Source organism: Psychromonas sp. (assembly GCF_983033635.1).
This window is the reverse complement of record NZ_CEZLMY010000090.1, coordinates 1-14215: the sequence shown is the minus strand read 5'-3', so window position 1 is coordinate 14215 and position 14215 is coordinate 1. Positions and strand designations below refer to the sequence as shown.

The 14215-nt window shown below is 39.9% G+C and carries 14 protein-coding genes and 1 pseudogene; 10 read left to right on the top strand and 5 right to left on the bottom strand.

From position 1 onward, the window contains the following. The 3 genes and pseudogenes from AC4GME_RS12070 to srmB form a co-directional block, all read left to right on the top strand. A pseudogene (locus AC4GME_RS12070) lies at positions 1-220 on the top strand (IS3 family transposase); the annotation flags it as partial. Positions 221-518: 298 nt separating this feature from the next. Further along, complete coding sequence (locus AC4GME_RS12065) at positions 519-2072, top strand: DUF3369 domain-containing protein (protein WP_490376044.1); 1554 nt, start codon at positions 519-521, stop codon at positions 2070-2072. Between the two features lie 239 nt (positions 2073-2311). Then, complete coding sequence (srmB, locus tag AC4GME_RS12060; RefSeq protein WP_490376043.1) at positions 2312-3673, top strand: ATP-dependent RNA helicase SrmB; 1362 nt, start codon at positions 2312-2314, stop codon at positions 3671-3673. A 75-nt stretch (positions 3674-3748) separates the two neighbouring features. On the opposite strand, the gene yaaA is transcribed toward srmB, so the two are convergent. From yaaA to AC4GME_RS12045, 3 genes are all read right to left on the bottom strand, one after another. After that, positions 3749-4522, bottom strand: a complete 774-nt coding sequence (gene yaaA, locus AC4GME_RS12055) for a peroxide stress protein YaaA (RefSeq protein ID WP_490376042.1) — start codon at positions 4520-4522, stop codon at positions 3749-3751. A gap of 131 nt (positions 4523-4653) precedes the next feature. Continuing rightward, the gene (locus tag AC4GME_RS12050) at positions 4654-5769 is read right to left on the bottom strand and encodes a PilT/PilU family type 4a pilus ATPase (RefSeq protein ID WP_490376041.1); all 1116 of its coding nucleotides are present in this window, start codon (positions 5767-5769) and stop codon (positions 4654-4656) included. 13 nt (positions 5770-5782) lie between these two features. After that, positions 5783-6817 carry a type IV pilus twitching motility protein PilT gene (locus AC4GME_RS12045; RefSeq protein WP_490376040.1) on the bottom strand — a complete coding sequence of 345 codons (1035 nt, stop codon included), beginning with the start codon at positions 6815-6817 and terminating at the stop codon, positions 5783-5785. A 20-nt stretch (positions 6818-6837) separates the two neighbouring features. Between AC4GME_RS12045 and AC4GME_RS12040 the strand changes: the two genes are divergently transcribed. From AC4GME_RS12040 to hemW, 7 genes are all read left to right on the top strand, one after another. Next, positions 6838-7536, top strand: coding sequence for a YggS family pyridoxal phosphate-dependent enzyme (locus tag AC4GME_RS12040; RefSeq protein WP_490376046.1), 699 nt, complete (start codon positions 6838-6840; stop codon positions 7534-7536). Between the two features lie 17 nt (positions 7537-7553). After that, positions 7554-8378, top strand: coding sequence for a pyrroline-5-carboxylate reductase (gene proC, locus AC4GME_RS12035; protein ID WP_490376039.1), 825 nt, complete (start codon positions 7554-7556; stop codon positions 8376-8378). Between the two features lie 25 nt (positions 8379-8403). Beyond that, a complete protein-coding gene (locus tag AC4GME_RS12030) occupies positions 8404-8946 on the top strand; it encodes a YggT family protein (RefSeq protein WP_490376038.1) in 543 nt (180 codons plus the stop codon). Then, on the top strand, positions 8946-9239 hold the full coding sequence (yggU, locus tag AC4GME_RS12025; RefSeq protein ID WP_490376037.1) for a DUF167 family protein YggU: 294 nt from the start codon (positions 8946-8948) through the stop codon (positions 9237-9239). The genes AC4GME_RS12030 and yggU overlap by 1 nt, the downstream gene beginning before the upstream one ends. A 2-nt stretch (positions 9240-9241) precedes the next feature. After that, on the top strand, positions 9242-9673 hold the full coding sequence (locus AC4GME_RS12020; protein ID WP_490376036.1) for a DUF4426 domain-containing protein: 432 nt from the start codon (positions 9242-9244) through the stop codon (positions 9671-9673). Between the two features lie 21 nt (positions 9674-9694). Then, positions 9695-10297, top strand: coding sequence for an RdgB/HAM1 family non-canonical purine NTP pyrophosphatase (gene rdgB / locus AC4GME_RS12015; protein WP_490376035.1), 603 nt, complete (start codon positions 9695-9697; stop codon positions 10295-10297). A gap of 67 nt (positions 10298-10364) precedes the next feature. Next, the gene (gene hemW, locus AC4GME_RS12010; protein ID WP_490376034.1) at positions 10365-11507 is read left to right on the top strand and encodes a radical SAM family heme chaperone HemW; all 1143 of its coding nucleotides are present in this window, start codon (positions 10365-10367) and stop codon (positions 11505-11507) included. 67 nt (positions 11508-11574) lie between these two features. On the opposite strand, the gene AC4GME_RS12005 is transcribed toward hemW, so the two are convergent. Both AC4GME_RS12005 and AC4GME_RS12000 read right to left on the bottom strand, forming a co-directional pair. Continuing rightward, positions 11575-12933, bottom strand: a complete 1359-nt coding sequence (locus AC4GME_RS12005; RefSeq protein ID WP_490376033.1) for an alpha-amylase family glycosyl hydrolase — start codon at positions 12931-12933, stop codon at positions 11575-11577. Between the two features lie 299 nt (positions 12934-13232). Beyond that, a complete protein-coding gene (locus AC4GME_RS12000; RefSeq protein WP_490376032.1) occupies positions 13233-14003 on the bottom strand; it encodes a hydratase in 771 nt (256 codons plus the stop codon). Positions 14004-14215 lie beyond the last annotated feature (212 nt).

Here is a 14215-nt window from a genome sequence, read left to right as displayed (position 1 = left end):
GTGTAGGCGCTTGTTTAGATAACGCTGTTGTAGAACGATTTTTTGGCAGTTTAAAGAATGAATGGTTATTAAATATTGTTCATTTAACACGTGAAACGATGAAGATGGATATTGAAGAATATATCCGTTATTACAACTATGAACGACTTCATACAACACTCGGTGATTTAACGCCGATTAACTATAAAATTTACAAAGTCAGGTGTCCGGTTGGACTTGACCAGAATAGATTAACTAAGGAATTAATTTTAAATACCGTCATCCGCTTTGACAATAAAGCCATAAAATAATCTGGCAGTACAAAATAAACAGGCTAAAATTCAAACAGAGTTCCGAATCTACGGATCTGATACGTGAAATTAATCACAAACTACAAGAAAATAGGTGAAATATCACTATAACATGTTAAAAATAAGACCATAATGATCCGTCAGTCCTTACAGAAGGCGATATTTTCTAGATGATGCAGCATTTTAAATTTCATGCCTATTTTTATATAACTTTCTCGAGACCTTTTTATGAATGATGATGATCTTCTTTTTATAGAAGATGATATTACGAATGTTGAAGAAGCACTTTCTTTACACCTTTCTCCATGGAAGGTGTTGATTGTTGATGATGATAAAGAAGTGCATGCCGTCACTAAATTAGTTCTTTCAAACTTCGAATGGGACGATACCCCTTTACTCTTTTTAAGTGCGTATTCTGCATATGAAGCAGAGCAACTTTTTTTAGAGCATGACGATATTGCGGTTGCATTAATCGATGTCGTAATGGAAACCGATGACGCGGGTTTACGACTGATTAGAACCATTCGTGATGAGCTGAACAACAAAGCAACCCGTATCGTGTTGCGAACAGGTCAACCAGGACAGGCACCTGAAAGAAAAATAATTCGCGAATATGATATTTCTGATTACAAGAACAAAACGGAACTAAGCGGCATAAAACTCGATACACTGATGTGTAGCGCACTCCGCTCATACCAGAATATCATTAGTCTAAATAAAAATACAAAAGGCCTTGAATTAGTTATTGAATCATCATCTGCACTTTTTGATGCTATCACTTATGAAACTCTTATTGATGAAACAATAAACTATCTGTCAAAACTGGTTGAACAGTGTTCTCACACCCCGTCATATGCACTTTCTTCTCTCGGGATTTATTGTAATCCAACTGTTTTCCACCTGATCGAATCTCGTGGTGATTTTGCACATCTAACCGAGCTAAATGATTTTGATAAATTATCCGATAGTGCATCATTATTAATAACTCAAAGTATTACCGAACAACGCCATATTTACACCTCAAATGCATTTGTTATGAATATGCAAAGCAGTTCAAACAGTTGTATTATTTTTTATTTTGAAGGTTTTTTACCACTTTCAAGTCAAGATATCGCGTTACTCGAACTATTTGCTACCAATACCAAAACATCCTTCGATAATGAAGAGCTTCGTCATGAACTTGAAGAGGGACAACGTGAAATTGTTTATCTATTAGGTGAAGCGATCGAGCGTAAATCAAAAGAAACTGGCAACCATATTCGCCGTGTTGCCGAAATATCCAGAATTCTAGCGCTTGAGTTAGGTTATACCATTGCCGAGTCAGAAAAAATAAAATCAGCTTCACCACTGCATGATCTTGGTAAAATCGGCATACCCGACAATATTCTCCATAAACCAGGTGCACTTGATGCGCAAGAGTGGAAAATCATGCAGTCTCATGTCGAAATTGGTTATGAACTGGTACGCTATTCAAGCCAGGATATTTTAAAATATGCAGCTTTAATTAGTTATCAGCATCATGAAAAATGGGATGGTACTGGTTATCCAAATGGTTTAAAAGGTGAAGAGATTGACTTAGTCGGCCGTATTGCTTCACTTGCAGATGTATTTGATGCACTCGCACATGATCGTTGTTATAAAAAAGCATGGCCAATTGAAGAGGTGCTACAGTTTATTGATGATCAAGAGGGGTTGCATTTTGATCCGCAGGTTGTGGCTGCATTTCGTAAACACAAAGGGCAAATTATTGCTGTCAATGAACGCTATAAAGATATTTATTAAAGCCAGCGTTTGCTTAGCGTAATTATGCCAAGGGCATAAGAAAAACATAACAGGCTTTCCATTATCCTCCTCGAATTATTATTATCGGATATCGGTTTGGATAATGACTAATTTTACCTGTTTTCTGTTTATCTCACCTAAAAAACCACTATTATTTTCTCTATCTGAACAATTCTTATCACAATTGCAATCTTTGCTTTATAATGTCACTTTTTATCTATTGTAATTTGGAAACACGCATGTCTTTTGAAGCGCTTGAGCTCGACCAACATTTATTAAACGCCATTGCTAAAATGGGCCACAAACGCCCGACAAGCATTCAGACTTTGGCTATTCCTCCAGCAATGGATGAGCAAGATATTATGGCAAGCGCGCCAACGGGCACAGGTAAAACACTGGCATTCTTATTACCTTCAGTACAACGTTTAATCGACTTCCCGCGTCGTAAAGGTGGTTCAGCTCGTATTTTAGTATTAACCCCCACACGAGAACTCGCCGTACAGGTAAGTGAAGTTGCGCAGCAATTAGTTGCAGGAACGGATCTTGTTGTCGGCAATATCATAGGTGGCGTTTCATACCAAGAGCAGGAAGAAGTGATAATGGATACCGTTGATATCGTTATTGCAACGCCTGGTCGTTTAATGGAATACATCGACTCGGAAGCGTTTGACTGTCGTGAAGTTGAAACTCTTATTCTTGATGAAGCTGACCGAATGCTTGATATGGGATTCATTCGCGAAATGGATCGTATCGCTGGTGAAACACGCTGGCGTAAGCAAACAGCCCTATTTTCAGCAACATTAGAGGGTAAGGGTTTACGTGATTTCGCTCGTGATGTATTGAAAAATCCAGTGCAGCTTAAAGCAGAAGTTTCACGTCGTGAAAGTGGCAAGATTTTACAGTGGGTTCATATTGCAGATAACCCTGAGCATAAATTAAATTTGCTAGCTGCGATTTTACAACCAGAAGTAAAAGAAGACGAACAACAACAGAAAACGATCGTATTTGTAAAAACACGAGAGCGTTTAGCAGAATTAGTTGCACAACTTGCTGAGCTGCAAATCAGTTGTAACTATTTGCGTGGTGAGATGGATCAGGAAAAACGTAATCAAGCATTAACCCAGTTCAGACGGGGGGAAATCAATATTTTAATCGCTACTGATGTGGCCGCCCGTGGTATTGATGTTCCTGATATTACTCATGTCATTAACTACGATATGCCGCGTAGTGCGGATATTTACGTACACCGTATTGGTCGTACAGCTCGTGGCGGTAAAAAAGGTACTGCGATTTCACTGGTAGAAGCACATGATATCGACATTCTTGCAAAAATTGAGCGCTATACAGACCAAAAATTAAAACGTCGTGTGATCAAAACATTACGCCCAACACATAAAGAAGCACAAGTTAGCCAGCGTAAACTGAAAAAGCCGGTAAATAAAAAAGGTAAAGAACGCGCTGACGAATTGAAGAAGCAGCAAAAAGCAAAACGTCTGAAGAAAAAAGAAGATATGGGCAAACAACGCCATCGAAACAAAAAGGCAAAAGGTAAACCAAACTGGGCAGGCCAAGCTAAAAAAGAAGATAAATCGGAAGATTAGGATCTAACTTCTTCTAGTGCCCCGCGCTTTGCGTGGGGTACTAGAAACATAATAACTAGCCCCAAAAGTAGGCTTTTAAGCTTCATCTCGGTAAAACACCAGTTCCGTCTCTGTCGATTCACTTTCTATAAAATAATAACCATCTGCGGCAAATGCTTTTAACTGCTCAACTTCTGTCAGCTGTTGCTCAAGAATATAACGCGCCATTAATCCGCGTGCTTTTTTAGCGTAGAAGCTAATTACCTTGTATTGCCCCTTTTTTTGGTCTTTAAAAACGGGCGTGATAATTACTCCGCTAAACTCTTTTTTCTTTACTGATTTAAAATATTCATTTGACGCTAAATTAATAAGTAGGTTATCACCTTGTGCTTGTAGAACCTGACTTAGTGCCTGCGTGATTAAACTACCCCAAAACTGGTATAAATTAGTGCCACGCTCATTATCTAATCGCGTCCCCATTTCCAGCCGGTAGGCTTGCATCAAATCAAGTGGTCTTAATAATCCATACAGACCGGAGAGAATGCGTAAATGGTCTTGTGCGTAATTTAATGTGTCACGCGTTAATCTCTCTGCTTGTAAACCTGTATAAACATCACCTTGGAAGGCAAACAGTGCTTGTTTAGCATTATCCAGAGAAAAGGGAATATGCCAAGCAGCAAAGCGTGCGACATTTAAACCTGCAATTTTATCGCTCACTTTCATTAATGAAGCGATATCTTGCATAGATAATCTGTGACAACGGTTTATCAGCAATTGACTATGTGACAATAACTCGGGTTGTGAAAATGTAGAAATAGGCGAGGGGGTTTCATAGTCGAGCGTTTTGGCAGGGGAAAGTACAACTAACATGGTTGCTCCTAGAAAATTTTTCCTGTATACCCAAATTACTTGAAGATGCAGGAATCAGCATATTCAAGTAGTTTGGGTATAAATAAAAGCGACTGTTGCCGCTTTTTTATTTAATACGATTTACACGAAAATTAGAAGTCTAACGTAACATCATCTAATGTTCCTGGCCTTGTTTTTTCTTTACCTTCCTTTGAATTTAATTTAATCATCAAGCGCACATCATTTGACGAGTCGGCATGCGCCAAGGTTTCTGTATAACCAATAACGCCTTTCTCATATAAATCAAATAGCGCCTGATCAAAGGTCTGCATACCATGCTCTGCCGAGCTTTTAATAATATCTTTAATAAGGTGAAGCTCACCTTTGCGAATCGCTTCAGCCATGGTCGGCGTGTTATATAAGATTTCAAAAGCCACACGACGGTTTTTTCCATCAACGGTTGGAACTAACTGCTGAGCAACAATCGCACGTAAATTGACAGATAAATCAAATAAAAACTGACGGTTACGTTCTTTCGGTACTAAATGCAGAATACGATCTAATGCTTGATTGGCATTATTGGCATGCAATGTTGCCATACATAGATGCCCCGTTTCTGCAAAAGTTAAAGTAAACTCCATCGTTTCTTGAGTTCTTATTTCACCGATTAAAATAACATCTGGCGCTTGGCGCAATGAATTTTTCAGCGCTTTATCAAATGACTCAGTATCAATACCAACTTCTCGTTGTGTAACTACCGAACGTCCATGCTGATGGATAAACTCAATCGGATCTTCAATCGTTAAAATGTGCCCAGATGAGTTCTGATTACGGTAACCGACCATCGCAGCTTGCGTTGTCGATTTACCCGAGCCCGTTGCCCCTACAAATAAAATCAAACCTCGTTGTGCCATACAGGTTTCTTTTAACTGCTCTGGTAGGTATAACTCCTCAAAGCTTGGAATTTTACTTTCAATGCGCCGAATAACCATACCAGGTTCTTCTTTCTGCATAAACGCACTGACACGAAAACGCCCCGAGTCTTTAGAGTTAAGCGCATAATTAGCTTCCTTAACAAGCTGAAATTGAGCAAAACGCTCGCTCCCCATTGCCTCTTTAAGTAAGCTATAAACATCCTCTGTGCTTAGATTTGTTTTCGTTAATGACTCCAAACGTCCATTAAGCTTAATGGTGGGGGGTAAACCAACAGAAAGAAAAAGATCGGAAGCTTTTAATTGATCAGTTCTATTTAATAATTTATCTAACATAAGTTAATCCACCTTAGAAGGTTTTTGGATCTGCCGCTTTTTGCGCCGCGTCTGCATGAGAGACTGTACCTGTGGCTACCAGCTTGCGTAAATCTTGATCCAGGGTTTGCATACCATGCACCATCCCTGTTTGAATAACGGAGTACATTTGTGCAACTTTATCTTCACGAATCAGATTTCGAATTGCAGGAATACCCATCATAATTTCATGAGCAGCAACACGCCCACCACCAGTCCTCTTAAGCAGTGTTTGTGAGATAACCGCTCGTAATGACTCAGATAACATCGAGCGCACCATCCCTTTTTCAGCTGCAGGAAATACATCAATAACACGGTCAATTGTTTTTGCAGCAGAGGTGGTATGCAAGGTACCAAAAACTAAGTGCCCCGTTTCTGCCGCTGTTAATGCTAAACGAATTGTTTCTAAATCACGCATCTCACCGACCAGAATAACATCTGGATCTTCACGCAATGCACTTCTTAATGCATTATCAAAGCTTAGCGTATCTTTAAAAACTTCACGCTGATTTATCAGTGATTTTTTCGTTTCATGTACAAATTCAATCGGATCTTCAATCGTCAAAATATGTTCATGGCGACTGTCATTAATATAATCGATCATAGCAGCTAAGGTCGTTGATTTACCGGAGCCTGTTGGCCCGGTTACCAAAACTAAACCACGCGGAAAATCAGAGATCTTTTTGAAAATATCAGGCGCACCTAAATCATCCAGTGTTAAAACCTTACTTGGGATTGTACGAAATACCGCACCCGCACCGCGTTGTTGATTAAATGCATTTACACGAAAACGAGCCAACTCAGGAATTTCAAATGAAAAATCGGTTTCCAACTGCTCTTCAAAATCTTTACGCTGCTTATCATTCATGATGTCATAAATTAAACTATGCACCTCTTTATGCTCTAATGCAGGCACATTTATCTTGCGAACTTCACCATCTACCCTAATCATTGGCGGAACTCCTGCAGAAAGGTGTAGATCTGATGCATTATGCTTTACACTAAAAGCCAATAATTCTGTGATATCCATAATTTAAAACCTTATTTATGATGACTAATATTTTTAAACAAATAACAAGCGTTAAACAAAAAATAGCTCATGCAGCTCAGCAAGTACAACGTAATACTGATCAAATTCAGTTACTCGCAGTGAGTAAAACCAAGCCTGTTTCTTCAATCAAGCAAGCTTATCAATCTGGTTTACGCCATTTTGGTGAAAATTACGTGCAAGAGAGCATCGAAAAAATTCAACAAATTAAAGGCGATGATGATTTTGATGAGCCTATTTATTGGTATTTTATTGGCCCGTTACAATCAAATAAAACACGTCCTGTTGCTGAAAATTTTGACTGGGTACAAAGTGTTGAGCGATTTAAAATCGCACAGCGTTTAAACGATCAACGTCCGAGCGAGCTACCCGAACTTAATATTTGCCTGCAGGTTAATATTAGCGGAGAACAAAGCAAATCGGGTACTACTTTATCGCAAGTTATTGAACTGGCGTCACAAGTAAATGACTTACCGCGCTTAAAACTACGTGGCATTATGGCGATTCCAGAAAAAACGGAGAATAACGAGCGACTTGAAAATCAATTCAAAGCACTCCATAACATCTATCAGAAACTGCAACAGCTCTATCCAGAAGTTGATACACTGTCAATGGGCATGAGTGGTGATTTGGATAGTGCCATTCGCTGCGGTAGCACTATGGTGCGAATCGGCAGTGATATCTTTGGCTCAAGAAACTAATTAAAAAGGGTATAACAATGTTACATAAAAAAATTACTTTTATTGGTGCTGGCAATATGGCTGGCAGCATCATCAGCGGTTTAGTTAAGGGCGGTTATCCAGCCGATTTTATTTGCGCGAGCGATCCCAGTGTCGATAACACTCAACAACTCACAAAATCATATGCAGTTAAGGGATCTCAAGACAACATAGATGCGACAAATTGGTGTGACGTTATTGTATTAGCCGTTAAACCACAAATTATGGCGACGGTTTGTCAAACACTTGCCGATCAAGGTGTCGACTTTAGTAATAAACTCGTTATTTCTATTGCTGCGGGTATTTCCGTACAACGTCTGCAATCTTTATTGGGTACTAATACAGCGGTTATCCGCACCATGCCAAATACGCCCGCCTTACTGCAAAAAGGGATGACAGGTTTATTCGCATCAAAGCAGGTCAGTGAACAAGATAAAACCTTTTCCGGCGAGTTGATGTCCGCTGTGGGTGAAATCGTCTGGATTGAAGATGAAGCGATGATCAACGCAGTTACTGCCGCATCAGGTTCAGCACCCGCTTATTTCTTCCTGTTTATGGAGGCGATGCAGGCTAAAGCGATTGAAATGGGATTTGATGAGCAACAAGCGCGTTTACTGGTTTTACAAACGGCACTGGGCAGTGCTGAAATGGTTAAAGAAAACGCTGATATTAGCCTGTCTAGATTGCGTGAAAATGTCACCTCAAAAGGCGGCACAACGGCAGAAGGCTTGCGTACATTTAACGAATTAGGGTTAAGTGATATTGTTGCTAAAGCGATGCAGGCAGTCGCCGATCGCGGTCAAGAGATGGAAAAATTATTTTAACCTTACTTGAAAGAGAGAAAGTCTAATGAGTTCAGTTAATTTTCTAGTCAACACCCTGTTTGATCTATATATCATGGTGGTATTGTTACGCGTATGGTTACAAGTTGCCCGTGCGGATTTTTATAACCCGTTCAGCCAATTTATAATCAAAGCAACGCAACCAGTTGTAGCGCCTTTACGGAGAATCATCCCCAGCTTTGCAGGTTGGGATATGGCAACAATCATATTTGCTTTTATTGTTGCTTCTCTGAAAATTGTCGTATTGAGCTTAATTATGGGGGCATCATTGAACCCGATAGTAATCCTTATTTCTAGTCTTATTATCTTATTAACGGCGGTCTTTAAACTGCTTTTCTGGGTGTTAATTTTACGTGCTATTTTAAGCTGGATAAGTCGTGGACATAATCCAATAGAGGCGGTAATGATTCAATTAACCGAACCGCTACTCTCACCTGTTCGTCGTTTTATTCCACCAATGGGCGGGTTAGATCTATCGATGATCGTAGTGTTAATTGGTCTGCAGTTTTTAGAAATGCTGGTTAATGATCTGTTAAGCAGACTTTTTTAATGTCAGCTGTTTATCTGAAACAAGACGGGGCAGATCTTTTACTTCGTCTTGTTTTACAACCTAAAGCGAGTCGCGATAAATTTATTGGTTTGCTTGGTGATGAACTCAAAATAGCTATTACCGCGCCCCCCGTTGACGGCAAAGCAAATGCACATTTAATTAAGTTTCTCAGTAAACAGTTCAAAGTGCCAAAAGGCGCAATCACAGTTGAAAAAGGGTTATTAAACCGTCATAAATTAGTGAGAATTAATAAGCCCAAACAGATACCAGCCTTTTTTACTAACGAGGAATAATCATGTACAAACTTTATCGGCTTATCTGCGCTTCTCTACTGCTCTGTTTCAGTCTGCCAAGTTTTGCCGAGCAGTCACAAGATTTTGCCAATTTAAAAGTACATTATATCGCCCTGCCATCAACTTTTTTAGAGGCTGATATCGCCAAACATTACGGCATTAAACGCAGTAAATACACTGGCATAATTAATATTTCCGTTCAGGATAAACAGGTAAAATTCAAGGCGCTGGCAGCCGACCTTTCAGGGACAGGAAAAAACTTAATCGGACAAACACAAATATTAAAATTTAAAGAGATCGTGGAAGGAGATACAATTTATTATATCGCAACCTACCCTTTCAGCAATGAAGAGATTGTTAATTTTAATATTAAAATAAACACACAAAATAAAACCAATATACTGAAATTCCAACACAAATTTTATGTCGATTAAGACAAGAGAGGCGCAAATAAAATGAAAAAAACATGGGTCTTAGCCACAGGTAACAAAGGCAAAGTAAGAGAGATGAGTCAGCTACTTAACAGCTTCTCAATTGAAGTTTTACCACAAAGTCACTTTGATGTTTTAGAAGTGCCTGAAACAGGAACTACATTTGTTGAAAATGCGATTATTAAAGCGCGTCATGCAGCCAAGGTAACCGGGTTACCTGCAATTGCTGATGATTCAGGTTTAGAGGTCGATTTTTTAAGTGGTCAACCCGGCATCTACTCTTCTCGTTTTGCGGGTGAAAATGCCAGCGACCAAGATAATATAGAGCTGCTATTAAATAAACTAGAAGGCGTCGGTATCGAACATCGTCGCGCGCGTTTTCAGTGCGTATTAGTGTATATGCGCCATGAATTCGATCCGACACCGGTCATTTGCCAGGGTACATGGGAAGGTGTGATCAGCGACTCTGTACAGGGTGAAAACGGTTTTGGTTACGATCCGATTTTTTGGGTTGAAAGCGAGCAATGTTCATCTGCACAACTCAGCAAACAACGAAAAGGCGAATTAAGTCACCGTGGTCAAGCATTGGCGATGTTAGTTGAACGATTAAAAGAACAGTTAAGTTAAAAACTTTTAAAACTCACTCCCATGCTCGAGATGGGAGTTTCTCCTGCTCAACCCAATAGGTCTTTTCATGCTTTTGTTGCCGCCGCTCAGTCTTTATATTCATATTCCCTGGTGTATTGAGAAATGCCCCTATTGTGATTTCAACTCCCATAAATTGCGCGGCGAGATCCCCGAGCAAGATTATCTGCAGGCACTGTTAGATGATCTAAGCAATGAGTTGCTTTATGTGCAAGGCAGAAGCTTAGAAAGCATTTTTATCGGCGGCGGTACGCCGAGTTTAATCTCCGCACAGGGGATCGGCTGGTTATTAACTGAGATCGAAAAAAAGATCCCTTTTAAACAGGATATTGAGATCACCCTTGAAGCCAACCCGGGTGCCATTGAAAATCAAAAGATCAGTGACTTTAAAAAAGCTGGTATCAGCCGCTTCTCCTTTGGAGTACAAAGCTTCCAACAGCAGAAACTAACAAAACTGGGGCGAATTCACGGCCCGCTCGAGGCTAAAAATGCAGCCAGACAAGCAGTTGCAGCCGGCATAAAAACCTTTAACCTTGATTTAATGCATGGTCTGCCCGATCAAAGCCTCAGCGATGCATTAGAAGATCTGCAGACTGCCATATCCCTAAAACCAACGCACCTATCCTGGTATCAATTAACCATCGAGCCAAATACTCAATATTTTTCACATCCACCGACACTGCCTGAAGATGAACTGTTATGGGATATTCAGGAACAGGGTCAGAAATTACTGGCTGAAAATGGTTATATACAATATGAAATTTCAGGTTACAGCAAGGCTGGTTTTGAATGTCAGCACAACCTTAATTACTGGCGTTTTGGTGACTACATAGGTATCGGCTGCGGTGCACACGGCAAGTTTACACTGCCTCTTGAAAATAAAATCATTCGCACCAGTAAAATCAAACACCCGAAAGGGTATTTAGACAGTTCGCGCCCATTCCTAGATGAATCATATAGCGTCGCAATTGATGAGTTAGCCTTTGAGTATATGATGAACCGTTTGCGTCTATTTGAACCTATTCCATTTAGCGAATTTGAAGCTTATACAGGACTTAGCATTGACTCCATCAAACAGCCGATTCAAAAAGCGATAACCAAAAAACTGCTAATAGAAAATGCCGGCAGTTGGAAAATAACCGCGTTAGGGCACAGATATTTAAATGAGTTACTGACGTTATTTATAGATTAGCAACTCATTCATGTCAGTGCGAAGGACTAAGCCAGAGATCACTGGAAGTACTCTCTGGCTATAACTCTTATTTCTGCACATAAACCCGGTAGCCGAAAGCTTCAATTGTATCAGTAGAGTCTTGCTCGAAAGTAACTGACGCTTGACTGAATAACTCCTGATAACAGCCTAATTGAATATTTTCATTAAAACTCACGGTTTGCTGTTTATCTGAAAAATTTAAAACCACAAACACTTTATCCTGCGCTTTTTCACGTACAAAAGAGAAAATAGCCTCAGGTTTATTATTTACAACCGGGATCATTTTACCGCCCCAATCACCATTCCAAAGTGCCTGATTATTATGTTTTAAAGTGAAAAGTTGCTGATATAACTTCCCTATCGCATGCTCTTGCCAGATAATTTGATCTTTATCGAAAAAAGCTAACGCCTTATCTAATCCCGCCTCTTGTCCGCTATAAATAAGCGGCATCCCTTCAACCATTGCCGTTAACACGATACAGGTGTGCAGATAATCACCAAAACGCTCAAACATGGTTTTATCCCAGGAGTTTTTATCGTGGTTATCAACAAAGTTCATCAGAATCGCATTATCAGGCCATGAATTTAAGATATGCGCAAAATGCAGATAGATTGCAGAAGCATTTTTTTTACCCATAGCGACATTATGCATCTCTTCATGCAGTGACCACGCATAGGTCATATCAAATGAATTTTTATGCAGATCACGCGCATCCCATTCGGCTAACATAAACACAGGTTTGATAGCATCCAACTCCTGACGGGCATTATCCCAAAAATCGGTAGGAACAAAACCTGCCACATCGGCGCGATAACCATCAATATCAGCTTCCTCTAGCCAATATTTCAGTGCGCCAGTCATATACTCGCGCATCTGCGGGTTGGAGTAATCAAAATCGATAATATCAGACCAATCCCACCAGGGTGTCGGTTGGAAATTACCGTTATGATCTTTGCTATACCATTCTGGATTCGTTTTAGTTAATACATTATCCCATGCCGAGTGGTTTGCTACCCAATCTAAAATAACGTACATCCCCATGCTATGCGCTTTAGCAACTAAAGATTTTAAGTCTGCTAAAGTGCCGTAATCAGGATTAACCGCTTTATAGTCTTTTACAGAATAAGCACTGCCTTTATCACCCTTGCGCTTCTCTTCGCCAATAGGGTGAATCGGCATTAACCACAGAATATCGACACCCAGTTTCTGTAAACGTGGAAGATGCTCGGCAAATGCTTTAAACGTGCCCTCTTGAGTATATTGGCGAATATTGACTTCATAAATGGTGGCATTTTTACACCACTGCGGATGAGTAAGCTCAACAAATGGCTTAGGTTGATAGTGTTTTTTATTCGTTGATTCAGCTTGTTGAAAAGCGACTACAGGCTGTGCAGATGTTGGCATCTTCGATACTCCACTTATAATATTTTCTAAAAAAACATTATTACGCAATAAAAAAAAGAAACAACCAAAGGACACATAATTTACACTTCAGCTTTTATAACAAAGAGTTGGGTCAAAATTTCAAACTAATTTGTAACTACTCAGCACCTCAATAATTTAAGGTGTTTTTCTCAAATAAGACTGTAAATGCTCAGGGCTAAGCCATTTATGCTGAGTTCAAGGCGAAAAAGCGCAGTTTAGTCGTTTAAATGAGCATTTTTCAACGCGGAAATTAGCTTAAATGGCAACGACCTGAGTAATTACACTAATTCTTTAAATTCAAGCGTGTACTTACCTAGCCCCTGATATTCAATTTCTGTCCTGCTATCAAACAGCACTTCAACAATGCCCGCATATGATCCGGTAATAATCGCTTGCCCTGCTTTAAAGTCGGTGCCGCGCTTGCTCATAAAATTGATCAGCCAATAGAGAGGATTTTGTGGCAATTGATTCGGGTGTTCGCCCGCAAAGGTCTGCGCAGAGTTCGCCTGTGAGACATTAATGGTTATTTCACTGGCGGAATAAGCTAGCGAACGGTTTATCTCCGGACCAATAAATAAACCTTGATTAACCAAACAATCCGCTAACTTTTCATAAAATTCAACGCCACTATTTTCCTGGAAACGATCCTGCATTAACTCTAGTGCCATATAACAGCCCGACAGCGCATCATCAATTTCTGCCTGGCTGTAATCTTCCTGTTGCGCGGGCAGATCTTTACCTAAAACAAAAGCGATTTCAGGTTCAATACGTGCCACTTTATTATCGGCAAACAATTTGCAAAACTGACCGCGATTAATTGTCTCGGCAAAAATTGGCGCGACTACCATCTGATTTTCAGCGGGTGGTAAAAGGCATTTCCAGCCGCCAACAGGATCACTACGCTGCGCTATCATTTCCGCCTGCACCGCCAAAGCATCATCGATTGAGTTAGGACGAATTGGGGCATCTAAGCGAGTAGCTTTTGTACCTGCCACTCGGCGCTTTAATAATTCAGTGGCGGCTTGTGAAAATTTAAGGTTATTGGTCATATCATCAACTCTGGTTATTACAAAGTAGCAATAGTAACCAGTTCAATTGCATTTGTCTCATCACCTCGATTAAACAAACAGCACTGCCACTCTAAAATGGCCAGCTCAAAACTGGTTATTCAGCATACTTGTCCTAAAATAAAAACTCAGAGGGAAAAATTAAGTGGGTTAACGCCAGGCTAGTAAAAAACTGCAGCCCATTGATAATAATT